The sequence below is a fragment of the Comamonas sp. AG1104 genome, from assembly GCF_003350425.1.
GTDB classification, from domain to species: Bacteria; Pseudomonadota; Gammaproteobacteria; order Burkholderiales; family Burkholderiaceae_C; genus Comamonas; species Comamonas testosteroni.
In genome coordinates this window covers 774,249-794,505 of the sequence record NZ_QQAS01000001.1, presented here as the reverse complement: position 1 = coordinate 794,505, position 20,257 = coordinate 774,249, and the positions used below count along the sequence as shown (strand labels likewise).

Annotated in this window: 19 protein-coding genes; 1 reads left to right on the top strand and 18 read right to left on the bottom strand. The window is 56.6% G+C overall.

Annotated elements, in window-relative coordinates; genetic code table 11:
• Positions 1 to 6: 6 nt before the first annotated feature.
• The 18 genes from DFO48_RS03445 to DFO48_RS03365 form a co-directional block, all read right to left on the bottom strand.
• Entirely contained in the window at positions 7 to 1,236 is a 1,230-nt protein-coding gene (locus DFO48_RS03445) for a TraU family protein (RefSeq protein ID WP_059441470.1), read from the bottom strand.
• 62 nt (positions 1,237 to 1,298) lie between these two features.
• Positions 1,299 to 1,745, bottom strand: a complete 447-nt coding sequence (locus DFO48_RS03440) for a TIGR03757 family integrating conjugative element protein (protein ID WP_114862534.1) — start codon at positions 1,743 to 1,745, stop codon at positions 1,299 to 1,301.
• Positions 1,742 to 4,591 (bottom strand): conjugative transfer ATPase, encoded by a 2,850-nt coding sequence (locus DFO48_RS03435; protein ID WP_114862533.1) that lies wholly within the window; start codon positions 4,589 to 4,591, stop codon positions 1,742 to 1,744. The genes DFO48_RS03440 and DFO48_RS03435 overlap by 4 nt, the downstream gene beginning before the upstream one ends.
• Entirely contained in the window at positions 4,588 to 5,073 is a 486-nt protein-coding gene (locus DFO48_RS03430; RefSeq protein ID WP_099736892.1) for a TIGR03751 family conjugal transfer lipoprotein, read from the bottom strand. Before DFO48_RS03430 ends, DFO48_RS03435 begins: the two co-directional genes overlap by 4 nt.
• Positions 5,060 to 6,478 (bottom strand): TIGR03752 family integrating conjugative element protein, encoded by a 1,419-nt coding sequence (locus DFO48_RS03425; protein ID WP_059441473.1) that lies wholly within the window; start codon positions 6,476 to 6,478, stop codon positions 5,060 to 5,062. The genes DFO48_RS03430 and DFO48_RS03425 overlap by 14 nt, the downstream gene beginning before the upstream one ends.
• Before the next feature lie 7 nt (positions 6,479 to 6,485).
• Entirely contained in the window at positions 6,486 to 7,574 is a 1,089-nt protein-coding gene (locus tag DFO48_RS03420) for a TIGR03749 family integrating conjugative element protein (RefSeq protein WP_059441474.1), read from the bottom strand.
• A gap of 5 nt (positions 7,575 to 7,579) precedes the next feature.
• Positions 7,580 to 8,320: a PFL_4703 family integrating conjugative element protein gene (locus tag DFO48_RS03415; RefSeq protein WP_003055196.1), complete on the bottom strand. Its 741-nt coding sequence runs from the start codon at positions 8,318 to 8,320 to the stop codon at positions 7,580 to 7,582.
• Entirely contained in the window at positions 8,320 to 8,748 is a 429-nt protein-coding gene (locus DFO48_RS03410) for a TIGR03750 family conjugal transfer protein (RefSeq protein ID WP_003055197.1), read from the bottom strand. The genes DFO48_RS03415 and DFO48_RS03410 overlap by 1 nt, the downstream gene beginning before the upstream one ends.
• Before the next feature lies 1 nt (position 8,749).
• Positions 8,750 to 9,133 (bottom strand): DUF2976 domain-containing protein, encoded by a 384-nt coding sequence (locus DFO48_RS03405; protein ID WP_003055198.1) that lies wholly within the window; start codon positions 9,131 to 9,133, stop codon positions 8,750 to 8,752.
• A gap of 26 nt (positions 9,134 to 9,159) precedes the next feature.
• Complete coding sequence (locus DFO48_RS03400) at positions 9,160 to 9,402, bottom strand: DUF3262 family protein (protein ID WP_059441475.1); 243 nt, start codon at positions 9,400 to 9,402, stop codon at positions 9,160 to 9,162.
• 18 nt (positions 9,403 to 9,420) lie between these two features.
• Positions 9,421 to 9,735: an RAQPRD family integrative conjugative element protein gene (locus tag DFO48_RS03395; protein WP_019042353.1), complete on the bottom strand. Its 315-nt coding sequence runs from the start codon at positions 9,733 to 9,735 to the stop codon at positions 9,421 to 9,423.
• 23 nt (positions 9,736 to 9,758) lie between these two features.
• Positions 9,759 to 10,535 carry a TIGR03747 family integrating conjugative element membrane protein gene (locus tag DFO48_RS03390; protein ID WP_199406943.1) on the bottom strand — a complete coding sequence of 259 codons (777 nt, stop codon included), beginning with the start codon at positions 10,533 to 10,535 and terminating at the stop codon, positions 9,759 to 9,761.
• Complete coding sequence (traD, locus tag DFO48_RS03385; protein ID WP_114862531.1) at positions 10,532 to 12,763, bottom strand: type IV conjugative transfer system coupling protein TraD; 2,232 nt, start codon at positions 12,761 to 12,763, stop codon at positions 10,532 to 10,534. The genes DFO48_RS03390 and traD overlap by 4 nt, the downstream gene beginning before the upstream one ends.
• Positions 12,764 to 12,774: 11 nt before the next feature.
• On the bottom strand, positions 12,775 to 12,945 hold the full coding sequence (locus DFO48_RS25380; protein WP_199406942.1) for a hypothetical protein: 171 nt from the start codon (positions 12,943 to 12,945) through the stop codon (positions 12,775 to 12,777).
• Positions 12,942 to 13,481: a PFL_4695 family integrating conjugative element protein gene (locus tag DFO48_RS03380; protein WP_099736900.1), complete on the bottom strand. Its 540-nt coding sequence runs from the start codon at positions 13,479 to 13,481 to the stop codon at positions 12,942 to 12,944. Before DFO48_RS03380 ends, DFO48_RS25380 begins: the two co-directional genes overlap by 4 nt.
• A 1-nt stretch (position 13,482) precedes the next feature.
• A complete protein-coding gene (locus DFO48_RS03375) occupies positions 13,483 to 14,013 on the bottom strand; it encodes a hypothetical protein (RefSeq protein ID WP_019042358.1) in 531 nt (176 codons plus the stop codon).
• Positions 14,014 to 14,016: 3 nt separating this feature from the next.
• A complete protein-coding gene (locus DFO48_RS03370; protein ID WP_233506294.1) occupies positions 14,017 to 15,072 on the bottom strand; it encodes a hypothetical protein in 1,056 nt (351 codons plus the stop codon).
• A gap of 311 nt (positions 15,073 to 15,383) precedes the next feature.
• Positions 15,384 to 15,887 (bottom strand): hypothetical protein, encoded by a 504-nt coding sequence (locus DFO48_RS03365; RefSeq protein WP_114862530.1) that lies wholly within the window; start codon positions 15,885 to 15,887, stop codon positions 15,384 to 15,386.
• 682 nt (positions 15,888 to 16,569) lie between these two features.
• Between DFO48_RS03365 and DFO48_RS03360 the strand changes: the two genes are divergently transcribed.
• On the top strand, positions 16,570 to 20,193 hold the full coding sequence (locus tag DFO48_RS03360) for an ATP-binding protein (protein WP_114862529.1): 3,624 nt from the start codon (positions 16,570 to 16,572) through the stop codon (positions 20,191 to 20,193).
• Positions 20,194 to 20,257: the final 64 nt, after the last annotated feature.

Below are 20,257 nucleotides of genomic sequence, written 5' to 3'. Positions count from 1 at the left end.
GGGAGGTCAGGGCACGGAGTAGAGATACACGCCACGACGCCGGCAGCAGGTGTACTTTTGCCAAAGGTTCCAGGCGTAGCCGTCATCGGAGCTGGTGGCTCCATCCCCGAACGAAGTCAGCGACAGCGAGTCGTTCTGGCCGAATTGCTGGCACCCGGACCAAGCCTGCGGATACAACATCTGCCATTTACGCTTCTCGCCATAGTTGAAGTAGCGATAGCCCCCGGAGGGCTGGACGCGCGAGTAGATGTGAGGCTGAGCTTCCTTGTAGATGATCGAGGCGACACGCTCAGCTAGCACTGCAGAAGCCTTCACGGGATGCGACTGGATGATTTCTCCGGTACGTGGGTACAGGTTGCCCCAGGTCTGCGTATAGCCCGAGCCGATCTCGCCCAGGCCGGGTACCCAGGCCTGCGGATAGATCATTTCCACCGGCACGATGCCGCGCCAGAAAGGCGCATCGAGCTCGCTTTGGAAGTGCAGGTTGAAATAGCTGGCTCCGCCAGGACAGAAGAGGGCACCTCCGGTGCTGCCCGAGAGAATTTCGGAGAGCTGCTGCAGACCGGCGATGCCTACCTGGATCTGCTGCACTGTCTCGGCGATCTCCATCACCTGCTTCACGCCCTCAATGGTCTTGAGGATCGTTCCAAGGCTGGCCAGCAATGATTCCGAGCTCAACAGGCCCTTGGCGTCAGATGCCACGGTCTCCGCGATGCTGGCAGGCACTTGGGTCCACTGGCGCCCAATGTTCGGCAGCTCCTTCGAGGGGAACTTGGCCAACTCGCTAACCGTGGGAAATGCAATGGACTTCGGCATCGTGAACATTCCCCCCGACGCGAGCATGCTGGCAAACATGCCGGCAGGATTGCCTATGGCATCCGCCCCTTTGAAGTTCGCCATTGCCGAGTTGCTGTCCAGGCCGCCGGCGGACGAGTCCAGCAGCCGTCCTGTCAGTGCAGATCCAGCCGTTGTCAACGTGGTGGCCACGACCGTGCCGATGTCGGTCCAAGGGTGGCGCAGCGGTTCGTTGTAGGTGCTGACCACCACATCTGGCACATAGTGGGAGATCTTGATCGAGGTCCGAATCCAGCATCCGGTCCAGCCGCAGCTCAAGAAGAAGCACACGCCCTCGACGGAGTACGACACACAAGACAAGGCTGCCTTGGCCGTATTCGCGATGATGGCCGGGGTGGTGGTTCCTGCCATGGTGGTGGCCGGTGTGAGCACGGCGCACATCGAGGCCGTACTGACGGCCGCGACGAGACGGCGCAGGCTGAGATTTAGGGAAGCTCGTTTTTTCATCGGGAAGGCCTCTGCTGAGCCGCGGCGAACAGTTCGATGGCGCGGTCCACATCCGCAACTCCATAAATGACCTTGGCGCGATTGATGACGATGGCCGGGAGCCGGTCCAATCGGTACTGGACGGCCAGCGTCATGCCGGAGGCCGCATTGGTGATCTGGTCCTTGTAGCGGCGGCGGATCTCGCCCTCGTGCTGACGCATGTAGGCCATGGCGTCGGCCTCGTTCTTGGGCAGCCCAGCATTGAGCTGCTGCTCAAGCTGAGCCATAGCGTCCACCCGATAGACCTTGAGCACGTAGCCAGGCTGGCGAAACGGCGGCCGCACCACCGTGGCCGAATTGGCGAAGACTTCCACGGTCGTCACCGAAGGGCCGATGGAGCCTTGGGCCAGGACGCCATGAGAGCAAACGCCCAGCACCAGGGCAGTGAGGGATGACCGCATCATGCGCGCGCCTCCTGCAGGCGTGCCGCTACGCGGTAGGCCGCTTGAACCTCGGTGCATCCATGCTCGTCCATGAGACGGCGGCGCTCAGCCTTCTCGTGGCCTTCGGTCATTGCCAGCGCAATTGGCAATGCCGGCGGCACGTTTCGGAACAGCCACTGATTGTTCGCGCTGATGAGCACACCTTCTGTGTACTTCGCCGGCTCCTTGACGGCAGACTCCATCATGTGGCGTTGCTCTGGTGTGAGCGACCTGAAGCGCGCGATCTCCTCGATCTCGTTCTTGTCCATGGTCAGCAACATCCAGAACTCGCACATGGACAGCACGCGGGACATGCTGCCGGGGAAGTCCTTCAAGTTCTGCGTGGCCAGCCAGAACCAGGCATTGAGCTTTCGCCACATCTTGGTGCCCTTGGCCACCTTCGGGCCAAGCAGCTCGTTAGTAGTAATCAAGTGCCCTTCATCAGTCAGCATGATGAGGGGGCGATCCTCATGCTGAGCGGCCTCTGCGCGCGACTGCACCGAGTCCAGCAGGCTGGTGTAGGCCACAGCGAGCGCATCCTCATAGCCGTCTTTGGTCAGTGTGCCCATTTCCACGAGGGTCACATCAGCATCGGGCCAGTCCTGGCCCAAGCGGTTGAAGAGCTTGCCGCGCAGGCCTGTCGTGAAGCTCATCATCGAATGGCCCATCTCTTCGGCGCGCGAGCGGCGGTGCTCCGACAGAGATGCGTCCTTGACCATGGCCGTCAGCTCCAGGGCAACGTCTTGTGTCAGAGGATGGGGCTTGCCTTCCTTGGATGCGCGCACTGCGGCTCGAATAATGGCCCTGGTGACCAGATAGCGGTCGGCGCGCGTCATGCGTTTTAGCTCGGCGTCTTCACCACCCGTAATCATCATGATGGCCGAGATGAGCATCTCGCCTAGGTAGTCGCGCTTTTCTTCGTCCGAGTCGTCGTCGGCGTCAGCCGGCTCCATCACTTCATTGACCGACTCCATCAGTCGCTCGGCACCGACGAGCTCAGCATCCTCTTCGGAGGGAATGTCCGCTCCAGCGCCGAAGTATTCCTCAGCTGCCTTGAAGGAATCCATGATCTCCTTGTCCTGCAGCAGCTCGCTGGCGTATACGAATGGAGGCAGTGACACATCGGTATCACCGCTCAGATTGACGCGATACACGCTCAAGCCTTTGGTGGCCATGTCCTTGACCATCAGATCGAAGGACTTGCCTGCATCCGCGATCACCAGGCGTGGGCGGTGGATGGCCATGACCAGCATGGACAGGTAATTCAACGTCGCCGACTTGCCCGCACCTGTAGGGCCGAACACCACCATATGGGCGTTCTTCTTACGGTCAATCTTGTTGAGTGGGTCGATCCACAAGGGCTCGCCGCCCCGATTCCAGAACCAAAAGCCGGGGTTGGCCGTGCCGCGTGAGCGCCCATAGACCGGCAAAATGGCGGCGATTAGGCTCGCAAACGTCAGGCGCGACCGTCGCATGCTGCGCAGATCGAACGTGGGATCAAATGCGAATGGCAATGCACGCAGGAACGCGTCATGCGGCACCAGGTCCTCTCGGGATTCGATGAAACGCATTCCGGTCGGCGTCAGCTGGGCATTGACCTCGGAAACAGCCGCATCCAGATCCGCATGGGTCTTGCCGCTCAGGTACAGCCCCATGAACATCGGATACAGCTTGTCCCCGGTGGCCATGTGCTGGAGCACTTGCTCCGACTCTCTATGGGTCTCCTGCGCCACGGCGTTTTGAGCACGGGAAGCCCTTTTGATGTCCTCGACGTGGCGCTCGACCTGGTACTGCGCAGCAATCGTCACCGTCACGGACAGCATCGAGCCAGGCGGCAGCCGGTCAAACCGTGCATAGGCTTCGTTCCCAATCCTGCTTTCTGCGGAGAAGTGCCCGATGCTAGGGTGGGCACGAAGGTTTTGCAGCGTGAGGAACTTCACCGGCTGGCCATCGAACTCGAAGCAGCCTTGTTCCTGGTTGCACGAGGGCTCCGAAAGGTTCAGCGACTCGGAAAAATCCCAGTCATAAATACCCTCTGGAGCCTCATCACCCGGATAGGGCGCGCCGCGGAACAGCTCGGCGCCCGTGCTGGCCCAGGGCACATTACGGTTGAAGAATGGAAGCATCCACTCGTAGAAGTCCTTGCCGTTGGCACGCCGCGCCGTCACGCCGGCTTCGTTCAGCGTGGCCAGCAAGGTTGTGGCCACCGCCTCCATCTGCTGCTCGGCCAGGCGACGCTCATTGACCAAGTCATCAAACTGGCGATAGATGCAGCAGCGAACACGGCGCTGCTGGCCGCGCCACGTCTGGCCCGTCACCAAGGTGTCGGTGAACAGCCCTTGCTCTCGGGAAACCTGCGACAGGTGACTGCGGAACTCTTTCAGCACGGACTGCGTGTATTCCGAGTCGATGATGGCCTGCGCGCGCTTGGCGTCCTTGTGCTGGGACAGGATGTAGTCGTGAAGGTATTGGTTCAGCCCGTCGATGTTTCGGTCATCGCTCAGGAAGAACTGGACCACCCAAGGAGAAGAGTCGACCTCGGGAATCGCCTGAATAGCCTCTTGAATCTTGCGGCAGTGCTCTTGCAGGTACTCCAGCGGCTGCGCCTCCGTAGCGACTGCGCCCAGCTCGAACAGCGCGCCCAAGGTCTTGCCGTCGCGCATCACAAAGTTGCGGTCTTTGGGGGAAAACTTGACCCAAGGCAGCAGCTCAGTGAAGGAGGGCGGACGGGCGGCCATCTGCTTGCGGTCGGCGGCTGTCATGAGCCGGCGCTTGTGCTTGCCTTTGGTGCCCCCAGACAGACCCAGCATTTCCAGCAATCCGCTCATTGGCCAGCCTCCCGCGCAGTGCGGCCGCGTGAGAATGCGGCGCGGCCTTGTTGCAGCTCTTCGGCCACCTCACCGGGCATGGCGTACTCCGTTGACTCATACATTGGGAAAACCGTGACATAGCCAGGCACGGGGTAACGACCCTTGGCCAGGTGGGGATAGACCACCATGACCAGATCCGGGTTGGGTACGCGTGCAAAGCGCTGTTGCATAGGCTCCAGGGCTGACCAGTAGCGCTGCGTCATTTCGTCGCCGCGCGCGATCGGGCGCGCACTAGACGCACGCTCCAGGCGGTCCCGCGCCGTCTCGCGAGAGGAAGCCGCTGACTGCGGAGGCTGAAACTTGCCCCGATACACATCCACCAGGGTCGGACTGCCAGCCGTAGCTTCCTTCAGCGGAGACTCGCGCGACCCAATAGCCGTGCAACCAGCCAGTAGCGCGGGAAGCACGATGGCAAGAAGAAGGGAATTATTCGAGGCCATAGCGGGCTCCAGACAGGACATTGGGGGACTGCGTGCGGTGCACGATCTTTCTTGGGTTGGCGGGCTTGTCGATTTCGATCTGGCGGTCCAGATGCACGACCAGTTGCTGGCCAGCGGGCGTGACCACCGCGTCAAACGAGCTCTTGAGGCGCTCAGTCAGCCAGCGCACCAGCTCATCGGTGGCTCCAGAACCCATGCGGCCCAGTGCAAAACTACCGGCGTTTCCGGTGATCGAGGATGTGGTGCCATTGCTGCTGGCCATGGTGCTGGTCTGGGCCTGCGCCAAGGCCTCGGCGGCCACGCCCAAGCCCTTGGCACCAATGATGTCGGTCAGGTAAGCCGGCGCATTGGTCACGAACTTGCCTTGAATACAGGGGTTGCCGTACAGATCACTGATGAATCCAAGGTCTGTGGAACCATTGGTAGCCATGGCTGTGACGCCGGCACCTGCCTGGGTCTGCGGCGCACGACGCGCCGAAACCGTATGGATCGCACCATCGTTGAACACGAAAGTCATGCTGCGGATCTTTCCCTCGGTGCACGAAAGCGCCATATCGCCTACGGCCACGCCGGTAACGATCATCCCGGCGAGGTCTTCGGGCAAATCCCAGCCGTTGGCGGCCAAGTTGTCGCGCCCGACCATGGCTTTGAATTGCATGGGGTCCGTCACACGGCCATTGACCGGCACACGGCCGATCAAACTGGTCATCGCGGTGACGCCCGCCAGCGTGGAGTTCTCCGGCAGCGTGAAATAAGCCACGGGTTGCGGCTTCGTGGCCGCCTGAGAGGCCTGAGCAGCTTGTGCGGCCTGGGCCGCGCTGACAGCACTGGGCATGGATTGCGTGCCGTCCGGGGCTACCCGCACGTAGCGCGTAACCATCTTCCCTTGAAGCTGAGTTGTCTCGGTCGTGTAGCCCATGGGCGGAACCACCTTATAGGCAGTGCTGCCACCGGACAAGCCTAGATCCTGGGAGCCACCAACGGGACGATGACCTCCGCCGGCGCCATTCGAGCCAAGCCCCGTAACAGAGTCGATGGCGTCGCCAATGGGCTTAAAGACATCGACTGGGGCTGGATCTGTGTCATTGCTGGTACCACCGACAGCACCAGCAGAAGAAGTGCCTGCAGGTGTACCTTTCTCCAAGCGCTCCAGGCGCTTGCTGAAATCCTGGTTAGCACGGAGCACGTCCTGAATATCTGCTCGCAGATCCTTGTTGGCCGCGACCACTGTGGCCAGCGTCTCGCTGGGGGTGTCCTCATCTGCGCCTGCCGTTTTGGGCAGCGGGGCCGCTGCCATTGGCGCAGCGGTCGGCACATTGTTCTGGCGCATGACCATGACCGAGCCGACGATGACGAAGGCCACGATGACAAGAACAGGGGTGAGTTTGTTGCTTTTCACTGCCATGGGTGCCTCACAGACAAGACTCGAAAGTGCGATCGCACACCAGGTACACCGCCGTGGTGTCGGTGTCTGTACCAGCAGCACCGATCCGGCCATGCTGGGCAGTGGCCGAGAGCCAGCGCCCGCGCAAGCTCTCCAAGGGCAGCTCCAGGGCAAAGCGCGAGCGGTTGGTGACGCGCACCGCAGTCACATACAGGTTTCCCGACTTCCACTGGCCTACGGGCGCAGCGTCCACGGCAGCGCCACGGAACAGTGTCGGCACGGGCTCGGTTCCTACGCCAACCTGGCTCACACCTGGCGTGCCACCAGCCAAGCGTCGAGGTGCGTAGAGCTGGCGGGCAGCATGTCGAGTGAGCTGCACCATGTCCGCAGCAACGCTCTCTTGCTGTTGAGACTGGCCACCAGACAATGCAGCTCCACCAATGGGGTTCGGCACGGTCGCGGGCTCGATCACAGAAACCTGCAGCTCGCCTTTAGCGGACTGCGTGGACACGACCTTGCCCTTGGAGTCTTTGGCGTCTGGAGCGGCTACCGCAATCAGATCCATCGGAATCTGCTGGCCGCTATCAACAAGCTCGGCAATGATTCGGATCGCCGTGAATGGCACAAGCGCAGTCACATAGATCGTGCCGGCGATCGTCTCGATACGCGCCACGCTATCCATGTCACTGGGCATGCGCAGCAACGCATCGGCTGGCAGGGTCACAAGGCGCTCCTGGCCGACCGTCAGATTCACCCGGACTGGCTCACGCGCAAACACAGCACGCTCGGCGGGGCCAGAAGTCAAAGGAGCCGGGCCAACGCGGCGAAGAGACGCTTCGGCAGCTGCGCGCCTGGCGGAACCTACGGCTGTATTCGCCAGCGGTGCGGGCACGCTAACGCCTGCCACCATGCGCCCGCCAGCTGGGGCGCGTCCTGCATTGGCTCCTGCAGCTGGTGTTGCAGCTGCTGCACCCGTTTGGCCCAGGTCAATAGGCTCATTGAACTCGGGCGTCTCGGTACTGCCCGCCAGCGATTCGACCTGCTGAGCAGCGACGCTGCCATGCAGAAGCTGCAGGGCGACCAGGAGGCAGATCGAAAGAGAACGACGTTGGATCATGTGGATCAATCGACAGAGGTGTCACGAGGCAGGCTCGAAGGGGCAATAGTTCCGGGCAGACGCGGTGCTTTCAGGTCCGCTTGAACCGGCGCGCCAGGCTTGAGCTCCGCAGGATTGAGGCGTGCGGGCTGGCTACTGCCGAAGCAATCCAAGCCCAGACGCCAAGGGTTGCGCTCACGGTCCACATCGAAGCGCACCACGCGCAGCGGGTACCGAATGAATACGTCCTTGACCGGCTGCCCTGCGAAGGTCTCCTGAACCTGCATGTCCAGCAGCACCGTCCAAGCATCCGAGCCTTCACGGATCACACGGTTTTCGCTGTACGGGAATCCGGGGATCTCGCTGATCTGGCGAGTACGGCGGCGCAACTCGCCTTTGGCATGACGCTGCTGCATATCGGTTTGCAGTTGCGCCTGGCAACGAGGCGTCAGATAGAACTGCATCGCATAAATCTGCTTGCCATAGTCTTGAGAGCCATCGCTTTGCCAGCGATTAATCTGCTGCCAGATGTAGTACGCAAAACCGTAGGCATTTGTAGACGGCACTGGAGACTGCCCATCAATAACCCGTATCGTGTCACCCGCCTTAATATCTGGCGCGACGTGCAAGTCGATATTCTTTGGAACGCGCGAAGCGAACCACATGCCAGCTACTGCCAGCCCTACTATGCCAAATATGATTTTGGTAAGCTTTGCGCTATGGCTGCGCTCGGACGCAAGTGCGTCCAGATAATCACCACTGCTCATTATTTGGTTTCCGATGATTTGGCTTCAGCCCTGATCGAATTCAAGCGATAGCTGCAACCCAATTGCATCCGGCCGTCATGGACCAGAAATTTTGGTTTGGCCAAGTTATGTGACACGAGAAAAAAATGCATCCAATGAAGGTAGTAGCCTTCAGGGCGGTTTCTCTTTACTTCTTGCAGGTACAGTGATGAATACCACAGCACTGTGAAAGGCACGATAATGCATATAACTGGAACAGTGATCCAAAGCCCGGAGATATATGCAACCACGCCTCCGACAAACAGGCTGGCAGCGAAAGACACGGCCCCAATGTACCCGGCTTCGCTTGCTGCCATGCCGTTGATAATAGGTGGCTCAGAGTTCACGCGATCGGTCAGCGGAGCCGAAGCAATGGACATGCCTTGAGGACGGGTGTCTTTCGCTGTCATGTCAGGCCAGGGTCTGAGTAGCGTAATTGACCATCAACACCACGAGACTGAGAATAATGACGCTAACAATTACGTGCTCTTTTAGATCGCCAAGCTGAATAGTGCCTTTGGTGTAGTCGCGATAGCGTTGCAGCGAAGCAATTACCACATATAAAAATGCGGCAACCGCAAGGACCAACCCCAGGATAGTAAATCCGAGTTTCAGATAAGCGCCTATGATCCCAAGAATATCGCCTTCTTGTGTGGTGCCGCCGCCGATACTTCCACCTGCAGGAGGTTGAATTGTTGGCAGAGCGCTAAAAGCAGGGCAGGTTGCAAGCAGCACAACCGGAGCCAATGCGATAGATGCGATGCCAGAGTTAATTTTTTTCAAGTGTTTCTTCATGATTTCTCCAGTCGATTAATTGATTTCTATAGGATGATTGATCCAAGCACTCCGGTCACTAATAAAACGGTAATAGCGACACCAATACATGCCCTCATGGCCTCCGATGTATCTAGCTCTCCATCCCCAAAGGCCTTCAATATCAGTGTCCCGAGCCATGCACCGACAGAAAACACCATCGCAAACACCAAGACAAAAATCAGGTACTTCAAGTTTTGAGGATTGAAGCCGGCGCCTTGTACGAATGCCGTCGCCATTTCTGAACGCATGGTTTGTTTTTCTTTTGGTTATTGCCGATAGTCACCACGCAATGGGGCGACGGGGCGAGGCTGGCGAGGCGCATCCACATGGTTCGTTACGCCCAGGCGCAGCAGCTCCAGGTCGCGCTGCAGCCAGTCGTAGCGGAATTTCACGCGCTGGCCGGTCGGCGCGGCTTTTTCCGCATCAGCAACCATCAGTTGCACCTGCTCGATCTCGCCAGCGATGCGCGCCAGGCGCTCGCGCTCCAGCTCGTCGTCGGCCACATCAGCCCAGGCCATCGCAGTGGTGGAGAGCACTCCAATCACCAAGAGGGCAAAGAACGAATGTCGTGAGCGTTTCATCAATATCTCCTTCAAAATCAATGTCATGCGTATTTCTTGAACGCGCCTACCGTTGTCGATAGGGTGAATGCCACAAGTACCGTGAACACCAGCACCATGTAGGCCGGGTTGAATCCGCCGAATGGCCAGGACAGGTACAAACCAAAGCCACCCGTAAGCGCCCAGCCCACATAGCGCTTGGCGTGGTGGTAGACGAACGAGGATTCGCGGCCACCTTGCCAACGGCGGCGGTCCCGGCGCACCAAGCCGTCGATCACCCCCATCAGGCAGGCGAGCGCAAATGCAGGGAGTGCGAAAACTGCAGTGCAGAGGCGCAGCAGAACGTCCTGCAGGACAAACATGCTGATGACCACCCATTCGCTGAGCATGTGGATGAACGACGCACCAGCCATGGCCAACCCTTTGAGTTGAGGCTGCACGCTCTGACCCAGAAAGCTAGGCAGTGCCGCATCTGTGCCAGCCTGCTGGGCGGCCAAGTTGCGCTGATACCAGCGCAGCGCGCCAAGGCGCTCGTAGGGCATACGTACCCACTTCACGATGCGCAGCGAAAAGTCCACGGTGTCTGGCACTAGCAGACTGCGTGGAGCGGCTGCGATATAGCGCAGATCCTGCTGCACCATCTCCTGTGCATGGCGGATGCCCTGGCCACGCCAGAAGAAATAGCCACCGCCGACTTCAATCACCAGACCAATGAGCCACGAGGACACTGTCACGCTGAATAGTCCAAAGCCAACCAACACGGCCACCCCCACAGGGCCGTGTGTGCTTGGCTTTCTGGCGGGCGAGTTCGGAGCCGTCATGAGTGCGGTCCCATCACGTTGCCGGCCACGGCGGACGAAGTGGCGCCTGTCATGGCGTAGCCAGGCATATCGTCATCAAAGGCAGAGGCGAGATCCGTGTCGATCAGCCCACCTGCACCAGCGCCCAAGGGCTGGGTACTGAGCCAGTCGGTTTCTGCCGCCCATGTCTCACTCGTGCGATAACGGCGCTTCATGTCCTCAGCAACCGCCTTGAGCGACGCAGGGATGAACGGGTCGTCCTTGGTATCAGCCAGAGGGATGCGAATCTTGTGACAGCGGTTGCCTTCCAGCAGCGCAAACGCTTGCCCCTGTGGCAATGAGAGAACATCAGAAGGCTCGATCAGCGGTGCCTTCGACTTGTTCGCTATGTCGTTGTTCTGGCTGGTGAAATCGACGCCATTTCCCTGTGCCGCCGTGTCCGACACGCCCGATACCGGCGTGAGCACCGTCACATTGACCTGTGGCACCTGGTCCGTCAGCAGGCTCGCAGTCGCCTTGCTGCGCACCCGCAGCATGCATAGGTGATTGAAGTTGTCGAGGATCTGGCCAGCCTTGGCCTTGTCACCAACCTTCGCCTCGATGTCAAACATCGACTGGGTGTATGCAGTGATGCGAAAGCCAGAGCCGCCCAGCTTATTGACCATGGGCACGAACTCGGGGCCTGCAATCTCATTGACTTCATCGAAATGGCAACACACAGTCGGCAGCTGCAGCTTCCCGTCGCCGTGTGGGTCGAGGCCTGTCTTGTAGAGCTTGCCGCCGGTCGAAACGAGATCGGACAGCATGGAATTACCCACGGCAGACGAAACCACGGAGTCAGACAAGGCATCCAGGCCGGCATACACGATGCCGCCCTGGCGGAACACCGTCATCCAGTCGAAGATCGGCCGCTTGTCGTTCGGGTCGAAGTAGTCGGGGCTGATGAGCTTGCCCACGGCACCCGATGTGAGCTTTTCGAGGAATGGCCCCAGGCTGGCAATGATCTTTTCGTAGAACGAACGCTCGTAGCTGAATGCTGCCGCCAGGCCGACCAGTACCTTGTCGTCCAGTCGTGCTTCCTTGATGAGCAGATACATCGCCACCTGATCGGGTGAACGATCCTGCAGGCTTCGAGGGACCGGAGCCTTCTTTGCCACGATGGCGCGCTCCAGCTCCACCAGGCGGTCCTGATAGCTGCCAAAGCGCTGGGGATGGTCAATCGCGAGCTTGCGAAACGTCATGCCCGCGTAGTCCATGAACAGCGGGTCAATGCCAGTCACGTCCTTGAGCAGCGTCTCGTAGGTCGGAATGCGGCCGAGTGCCACCTGGGCCTGAGCAACGATGTTGGTGAACCGCCAGCTGAACTCCTTGAAGGCTGCCGAGTTGCCCGAGGAGGGCAGGGCATTCGTGGCACGGCCAGCGACTTCGGTGATACGCGCGAAATTGCCAATGCCGTTGTAGCGCGCAGAAATCTCCGGGTAGCCCAGATGGAACATATAGAACTGATCCAGGCGTCCGGCGCGTCGTGCCTCAGCATGCATGCGAAGCATCAGCTCCGCGTCGCCCTTGGGGTCGATGACGATCACCACATGGCCGGCATGAATGTCTTGAGAGCACAGAAGCTCCAGGAGGCGCGTCTTGCCCACGCGAGTCGTGCCCATCACCAGCAAGTGGCCAGAGCGCGAGCCTTGGCGCAACACCACCGGCTTTTCGTTCTGCACTCCCACGCCATGAAGCACAGGGTTGCCACCCAGGTCCACGCCCGTGGCGAAGGGGTTGGCGGTACCGCCGACATCAAGCGCACGCTCCAGTACCCTGGCCAGCAGGCTGTCGGTCTTGGCCTGCGCCCACTTGCGCATCTTTTCGCCGGTCGCTGCGCGCTTGAGCTCGGTAGGCGAGGCCTTCACGAAGCGCTGAACATCTATCTCACGCGCGTCCAGCAAGCGCTGGGTGTGCAACTGCGTCCACTCAAAGCCTTCGCCCAGGTAGAGATGCTCCTTGAGATTGACAGGAAGCTTGTGAGGGGCCAAGCGCGTCATCTTGGTGAACTTCAGCCCGCGTTGATAGCTATAGACCTGGAACGCCTGGCGCGCACGCACGCAACCGAAGCCGGCAGCGATTGCGCCCGAGACGGCGCCCAGCGAGTGGGGCATCATCAGCGCCCATGGCGCGGCTGCAGCTACGCCAGCAATCCCAAAGGCTGTGGCTGCGCTCAATGCTTCGACTGGCGGCCTCAGCACGCCTTCCATGGTCCCGTCACTCACTGCATGCCCTCCAGCTGGAACATGCCGTGATGGCTTGGAACATTTTGGGACTTCGCAGCCGCAAAAGGCGTTCCAAGCTGAACCAGCCTAAAGCGCAACAGCCGAGCATTGGCACATGCTTTCATCGCGCCTTCCAATCCGATATGCACCAGGCCGAGTTCGCTCATGGAGCCACTCCAAACGTGCGCTGAGGCAGGATCTGGTAGGCGCGGCCATTGCTGTGCACCAGCACGGGAAAAACTGGCGCACCCTTGGCGATCAATGTTTCTGCAAGGAATGCCCCTGTATCAGGAGCCAATTGCAAGGGGTTGGCCACTTGCTGCAGCAGCTTGAATGCGGCTGGCGTTGCTGCCTGCACCACAATGCCGACAGCATTCAGCTGTATTAGCTTCTTGTGATTGAAGGCTACCCAGCGCAAAGACGCGTCGTCCGCGCCGATCACGAACATGGGCTGAGTCAGCCATTGGCCATTGAAGACCTGCACGCCGTCTTGCTTGAGCACACCTCCGCGCAATTGGCTGCGAAATGGGAAACGCAGCCCGTCGAGCACATTCGCCTCATCTGTGCCGCCCACGATCTGGGCCACATAGGGCGCCAACGGCACCGACTTGCCGCTGTCGTGGATCATCTCCAGCTCCACGCCGGCCAGGGCCGGCGCGCTGCAAGCGAATCCAAGGGCGAGGATGGCGAAGCGGCAGCGCATATCAGCGTTTTCCGCGGTTGGCGGGAGCTGGCGATGCGCGCTCGATGATCTGCGTGCGTGGCACGTTCAGCATGTCGGCTGCACCTACAGACGACTGCACGCGCGGCAGGCCGTCATAGTTCACCATCGGCTCGTTGGGATACAGGCGGGCCATAGCCGCCTGCATTTCACGGTCCCACAAGATGCTTCGCTCCACATCCTGGTGGAAGATCCGCGCCATGCGCTCGGCATACTGGCGGCGCTCTGCATCGTTGCGAGCATGAATGCCCAGGACCTCAAGGGGCGAGAGCTCCTTGACTGAGAAATTGGCACGAGGTCCCAGCGACAGCACCTTGGCGCGCTGCATCTCATCGGCAGTCAGACCCCACATCTGTTGCACAGCACGCGCTGTCTCGTCCAGTTGCGAGCGGCCCTGTTGAGTCGTGCTGGGCAGCGAGCTCGCTTCTGCAGTGCGGCCAGTGCGCAGCTGCGCAAGGGCGCCCGTGCTCAGCTGCAATGCGACCACGGTGGCAATAAAGGCAGTTTTTTTCATGAATCAGCCTCCATTGCTCACTGAAAGGGTCAGGCCTTGGCTGCCTGGAGCCACGAATGTGGCTGTGCGAGACACAGGATCTGCCGACTTGAGCGACAGACCATTGACCACATCACCTGGGCGCAAGACACGCACTCGGCGATCACCGGGCACGCCCGACGCGACCACGACCGAAGGCTCGCCGTTCCACATATCGACGGACACAAGCTGGGCACCCGTAGGGGCTGCCGCAGGCTTCGCAGCGACGACCTTTGCAGCCTGGCGTGGAGTCGCAGGCTTCGCCTTCACCATGACGCGCTTGGGCGCTGGGCGCGGCGACGGCTGCTCGACGGGGGCGGCCTGTGCGGCTGCCGGAGCCACTGCAGGCGCTACCGCAGGAGCGGGAGCCGATGCCGCAGAGGGCTTGCTAGCCATCGCGTTGGCCTGCTGCATAGCGGCCAACTGCTGCGACATCAGCAACATCATGTCTTCCATGCGCTTCATGCGATCGAGCATCTGGGGATCAACGCCGACTGGTGCTGCAGTCGCCACTGCCGTGGGGGCCACCGCCATAGTCGGCGCGGGTGCGGCAGTAATAGGGGCACTACCAGCCGGTGCTGCAGCAGCGGCCTCATTTCGTTGGGGGGCCAAGTTGGCCACGGCTTGCGGCACAGCGCCCGCGTCCCCCAGGCTGGCAACGCCTGCATCAGCTGCAGACTGCCGCATAACCGCCTCTGGATCGAATTCTGGTTGCACGCCCACGGGGATTGGGTCCGCATCGCCAGCTGGTGCTCCGCCGATAGGTGCCGCAGCCGCATCAGCCAAGGGCGCAAGGGGCAGCGGGGAGGTGTCAGCCAGGCGCGGATCGAACTCGGAAGCATCGAAAGCAAGCTGCGGCGTCACCAGGCCGGCCTCGGGAAGCGATGAGCCAAGCAGATCCAGTGCTGGCAGACGCTTTTGCCCATATTGAAGGTAGCCCAATGCCAAGATCCCCACGACACCCGCAATGCCGACTGCGCGCAGTACCCATGGGTTCGTCGCCTTGCGGCGAGATGGGATTTCGCTGGACTCAACACTCACAGGCACATCGGCCTTACGTGGCTTTGCTGCAACTGGTGCGCGACCAAATGCGCGGGCGAGGAATCCTGGGCGTTTTTCAGCCTCTACAGGCGCAGCAGCTGCCGCCGCAGTTGCAGTGGCAGCACTGAGTGGAGCCGCAGTCTCAAGCTCGCTCAACCAAGAATGGTCGACGGCAGAATCGTCGACACCAGTGACCTCGGGGGCCACAGAAACCGCAGGCGGCAAATCTGCCACATTGGGAGGCGGCGGCGGTGGCACGCTTGGCTCAGTCACTTGTACGTCCGCATCGACAGTGCTTTGTTCCGACATGCTCACTCCTTGGCGGACGCCTTCGGCTGAGGCGTAGTGCTAGGGCTGACGATAGGCTCCAGGCGGCGGGGCTTGGGTGCGTTGGCCAGGGTGAACCAAACGCGGCGAGTGATGTGGTCGGTGTGCCAGCGCCATGCTGTGCCCACCAGCACATTCAGAACGTCTTGAACAGAGAACGGGCCCAGCGTGCGCTGAGCCTCGGGCAGCGGCAGACCGAGAAAGCGCCGCGCATCGGAAGTCAGTGATTGGGAATCCACCAGGGCATAGCCAGTACGAAGCAGCGTGTACTCGATGGCTTCGCCAACGGTCGTCACCTGTTCGCGCGGGAATGTGAGCTGGGCCACCAGGGCCAGCGGCTCATTCAGATGCGGCTGCGGCAGGGCTTCGGCAGTGGTGTAGCGGCCCAACTGCAGGCGCTTGTTGCCGTCAACAAGCTGAGGGGTGGCCTGGGCTGAGGCCATGGCCAGCAAAGCCATGCTGGCAAAGAATCTGGGCGTGCGGGTCATGGACCGTAGGAACTCCGTAAAAAGAACCCGGACCACAACCAAGAGGAGGTGTGCGAAGAAGATCAGTGGCCCGGGGGTGTCGACGCAATGCGTCAGTCGCCGGGCCGAATGTTCTTAGAGCTGCAGCTTTGTCACCAGCGGAAACCGTACGTTACATACCTAACGGTATACGCTTGACACAAAAGACAATAAATGCTTGTCAAATATTTGCCGAGAAAGTAGTCGCCGAGCTGTATGTTCTCAGAGCGATAGCTTTATCACCAGCGGAAACCATACCTTTCATTCCGAAGCGTTTGCGCTTGACAACAAGGTAATTAAATGGTGATAAGGCCCAAAGGAAAGCGAGCGCCAGGGGCCGCTCGCATACGGGGAAAACGGCTTTACTGGGTACAGGGCCTACTCAAAGGGCGCGCATGCTCCTCAAAGCTCGGAGCATGCGCAAAGGATTTACTGGTACAGGGAAAGGGCCTTTATGGGCTAGCGGGCAGCAACTTCAGGGTCGGGGCCCCTGATGCAGCCGAAATGGAAAGGGAGGAACAAGCTAACAGACTAAGCGATGCATCTGCAGAGTCAATCAGTCCTGCCAAGCGACCCAACCTGGAGCACTCACCTCGAACTGATGCTAATATGAACAATACTGAATAGAAGTTAATTCTGAGATATTAAATCTAAAGACTATCTAATGATAAAAAATATCACTGCTATAACATGCTGGATCAGCAACCAACTAAATACTATTTTATCTTGGATGGAAAGCAAAGATAGATCTTTAGATATCAAGAACAAATTTATTGATCTCGCCCCAACTGATCAAGCTGATAAGGCCGGCGTATACTGCGAAGCAATTCATTTTGCCACGAATAATAAGAAGGTTACCAATATAGCTTTAACCGGTCCTTATGGATCAGGGAAGAGCAGCATCATTCAGTCCTTTTTAAAAACTTATCGGCGGCCAGCTCTTCACATCTCACTTGCGGCGTTCATTCCCGAAACGGACTCAAAAGGTGGAAAAATCGGTCGACAAGAGATTGAGAGAAGTATTTTGCAGCAGATGCTGTATGGTGCCGACGCCAACAGACTTCCACTTTCACGGTTCAAAAGAATTCAGTCTCCGAGCATATGGTCATTCCTTAAGTCTCTGTATATAACAGCGGGAGTTCTCTCACTTTGGTACACGTACACCATTCGAGAAAAGATATTTACTGAGAATTACTTTAAGCCACTTGTATTAAGCAACGCGATCGATTTGGCAGCGTGCATATTCGCCGTAATTTTCCTATGGGTAACGTTGCATCATTTTTACGTAGCTAGCTTTGGACTGTCACTAAAGAGCATCTCATTGAAGGACGTTGAGATAAAGCCGGCATATGACGATCAGACGTCAATACTTAATCGGCATTTGGATGAAATAATATATTTCTTCCAGTCAACGAAATATGATCTTGTAATCGTAGAGGATCTGGATAGATTTAATGAACCAGATATTTTCGTAACACTAAGAGAAATTAATAGTCTTGTAAATGAAAATTCAGGTGTAAAGCGAACCATCAGATTTTTATACGCTTTACGTGACGACATGTTTATCAGTACTGACAGAACTAAGTTCTTTGAATTTATTATACCAGTCATACCAATAATTAATTCATCGAACTCCATTGATATGGTGTTGGCTCATGGAAAAAGACTAGAGCTTGATAAACGCCTAGATCGACAATTTCTAAGAGAGGTCTCGCGCTACTTGAACGACCTCAGATTGATTCAGAATATATTTAACGAATACGCTGTCTACGTAGCTAATTTGGAAACAGACGGGGAAATCCTGCTTAACGCCAACAAACTTCTCGCAATCCTGATTTATAAGAATGTCTACCCTAGAGATTTTGAGCAATTACACCGTGGGACAGGGAATATTGCGGAACTACTGAACCGCCAAGATGAACTCATACAAAAAGGAGAAGATAGATATCGGACTGAGATAGAAATTCTAGAAAGTAGGCTAGAAATTGCTGAGCGACAGACTCCTGTCGATTTGACAGAATTGCGCAAAATATACGCCATGACTCTGCTTGAAAAAATGCCAGGGGCGACTCACCACGTTAGTTTTGATCGAGGAACATGGATTCCGATTACTGAGCTCGCCAATCATGACTCTTTCGAGATCATCATTGGGGCATCACGTCTATTCGCGCTTATTCAAAATCAGGGTCAGACTACGATCGATCTGTCAAATTGGCAATCCGACGTGGCTCCTAAAAAATCTTACTTGCAACGAAAAGAGGAAATCGAGAACAAGACCGCTGATAGCAAGAACAAGATTCTGCAGAAAATATATGACCTCAGATCAAAAATAGCAACGCTTAGGATGACTAAGCTGAATGAGTTGTTGCGTCTAAACGCTGAAAGCATCGAAGATATTTTTAAGCGATTCGATGAGAACGGTGAGCTTGCCCGCTTTCTTATTCTCGAAGGCCATCTCGACGACACCTACTATCAATACACCTCACTGTTTCACTCTGGCCGATTGTCACCAAACGACAATAAATTTCTGATTCAGATAAGAGCATTCATAACGCCTGAGCCCAATTTCCCGCTGGACAATCCTAAAGAAGTTATCGCGGCGATGCGAGATGCCGACTTCCGGCAAAGCTACGTCCTAAATGTCAAAATCGTAGATACTCTCCTGAATGAACAGAAGGCGTATTCGAATCAAGCAAGTCATTTGATAGATTTTATTTCATCTGAATTTGAGAGATGCGAAGAATTTTTTGATTCATATTACACTAGTGGGCGGGAAACTGCAGCACTGCTTTATAGATTAATAAATTCTTGGAAAGAACTGTTACCAACTGCAATTTCCAGTCCAAACAATGTCACCCACGTTACTCAATTGATCGCAAGTCTGCCAGTAATCTCTCTAGAAAATCTCGCTAAATGCCATGAAGCCTTATCTACGTTCGTTTCCGAAAACCTTCAAGAAATACTAGCGGGCTTTCCCCAAATGGCGCCTGAGCGCCTTGAATGTCTTAACTTTAAGATTAAAAACCTTGGTGCGATAAAAGACCACTCGGAAATCGTACGCACGATGTTCGAGAAGGGACTTTATGAACTCACAATTGAAAATATTGAATATATTTACCAGGATATCTTAGGGCAAAGCGACATTCATTCACTTCGTGAGAAGAATTTCACTACCATATGTGCTCTAAATAATAAGTCGCTCACAAAAAGGATAGAGAATGACATCAATCACTATCTGCACGATATTCTCTTAAAATTGGATGACAACTCTGAAGAGGATGCTTCTGCTATTCTGGAAATCCTCCGCCTAAATATTAATTCTGAAGCAAATCTACAGAGTTTCCTCGAAAGACAGAGAAATCAACTAGAGAACCTTGAAGGAGTCCCCGAGACTTTATATGAGATGCTATTCAGAACGAAGGTAATTGAAGCAAGTTGGGGAAATTGCCATGCTTTTATAAACGCTGAAGCTTTTGTGGAGGATGCACTTATCGGATACCTAGATCAAGATGATGTCCGTGCAGCTATCTTGCAGCTCCCACTACCGAACGGGCCAGAACTGCAGGAACTTGGAGAGTTTCTTATTAGCTCAATCAGTTTATCGGATGACTCCTATCGGGATTACATGCATGTCATACCGTTTAAACTTGGCACATTTCCGGAGAAGGCAGAACTATCTAAACTTCAAATTCTTGTGAGTGAACAGAAAATAGAACTAACCAAGAAAAACCTCCAATCACTCTCAAATTTTATAGAGCTCCAGGTATTGTTCGTAGCCAGCAACATCAATATGTATTTTGATGACCCCGACGCTCTTGCGCTAGATGATGAATTTCGAGAAGCTCTCCTTAGAACAAATATTAGTACCTCGGATAAGCAAAAAGTTGTTTTGCTAATGGATTTGACAGCGATAGTTAACCTGCCTGAACGAGCTGCGCTTATCGGCCCAATCATTAATTCCATCGAAGAAAAATTACCACAGATTGATGCCAATATTGCTAAGTCAGTTATTATAAACTCTCACCCCGACGAAACAAAGATATCTCTTTTCAATAGATATCACTCAGTTTTTAGTGACGATGAAGTACGTGAGTTATTAGCTGCACTGCCTGAACCTTTCTCAGAAATAAAAATAGGGTTTAACAGGCCAAGGCTAGAGAATACTCCCGTAAATATCCATTTTTTAACTTGGCTCGACTCACGTAATATTATTTCCTCATGGAGTGAGAGTTCGTTTCTCTTCGAAAACAAGTTAATTGTTAACCTCTATAGGACACGAGGGTCTTGATTCTTGTTTTTCGGTATGAGATGGCCTTTGTCTGTCTAGGCCTAAATACGATGAACCTAAACCC

What these genes read in the sequence shown, in the direction of transcription:
- DFO48_RS03440 (WP_114862534.1), bottom strand. Translation starts at nt 1,745, where the DNA reads ATGATGCGGTCATCCCTCACTGCCCTGGTGCTGGGCGTTTGCTCTCAT.
- DFO48_RS03395 (WP_019042353.1), bottom strand. Translation starts at nt 9,735, where the DNA reads ATGAAACGCTCACGACATTCGTTCTTTGCCCTCTTGGTGATTGGAGTG.
- DFO48_RS03415 (WP_003055196.1), bottom strand. Translation starts at nt 8,320, where the DNA reads ATGAGCAGTGGTGATTATCTGGACGCACTTGCGTCCGAGCGCAGCCAT.
- traD (WP_114862531.1), bottom strand. Translation starts at nt 12,763, where the DNA reads ATGGAAGGCGTGCTGAGGCCGCCAGTCGAAGCATTGAGCGCAGCCACA.
- DFO48_RS03420 (WP_059441474.1), bottom strand. Translation starts at nt 7,574, where the DNA reads ATGATCCAACGTCGTTCTCTTTCGATCTGCCTCCTGGTCGCCCTGCAG.
- DFO48_RS03425 (WP_059441473.1), bottom strand. Translation starts at nt 6,478, where the DNA reads ATGGCAGTGAAAAGCAACAAACTCACCCCTGTTCTTGTCATCGTGGCC.
- DFO48_RS03380 (WP_099736900.1), bottom strand. Translation starts at nt 13,481, where the DNA reads ATGCGCTGCCGCTTCGCCATCCTCGCCCTTGGATTCGCTTGCAGCGCG.
- DFO48_RS03410 (WP_003055197.1), bottom strand. Translation starts at nt 8,748, where the DNA reads ATGACAGCGAAAGACACCCGTCCTCAAGGCATGTCCATTGCTTCGGCT.
- DFO48_RS03375 (WP_019042358.1), bottom strand. Translation starts at nt 14,013, where the DNA reads ATGAAAAAAACTGCCTTTATTGCCACCGTGGTCGCATTGCAGCTGAGC.
- DFO48_RS25380 (WP_199406942.1), bottom strand. Translation starts at nt 12,945, where the DNA reads ATGAGCGAACTCGGCCTGGTGCATATCGGATTGGAAGGCGCGATGAAA.
- DFO48_RS03365 (WP_114862530.1), bottom strand. Translation starts at nt 15,887, where the DNA reads ATGACCCGCACGCCCAGATTCTTTGCCAGCATGGCTTTGCTGGCCATG.
- DFO48_RS03445 (WP_059441470.1), bottom strand. Translation starts at nt 1,236, where the DNA reads ATGTGCGCCGTGCTCACACCGGCCACCACCATGGCAGGAACCACCACC.
- DFO48_RS03400 (WP_059441475.1), bottom strand. Translation starts at nt 9,402, where the DNA reads ATGCGTTCAGAAATGGCGACGGCATTCGTACAAGGCGCCGGCTTCAAT.
- DFO48_RS03390 (WP_199406943.1), bottom strand. Translation starts at nt 10,535, where the DNA reads ATGACGGCTCCGAACTCGCCCGCCAGAAAGCCAAGCACACACGGCCCT.
- DFO48_RS03405 (WP_003055198.1), bottom strand. Translation starts at nt 9,133, where the DNA reads ATGAAGAAACACTTGAAAAAAATTAACTCTGGCATCGCATCTATCGCA.
- DFO48_RS03430 (WP_099736892.1), bottom strand. Translation starts at nt 5,073, where the DNA reads ATGGCCTCGAATAATTCCCTTCTTCTTGCCATCGTGCTTCCCGCGCTA.
- DFO48_RS03435 (WP_114862533.1), bottom strand. Translation starts at nt 4,591, where the DNA reads ATGAGCGGATTGCTGGAAATGCTGGGTCTGTCTGGGGGCACCAAAGGC.
- DFO48_RS03360 (WP_114862529.1), top strand. Translation starts at nt 16,570, where the DNA reads ATGATAAAAAATATCACTGCTATAACATGCTGGATCAGCAACCAACTA.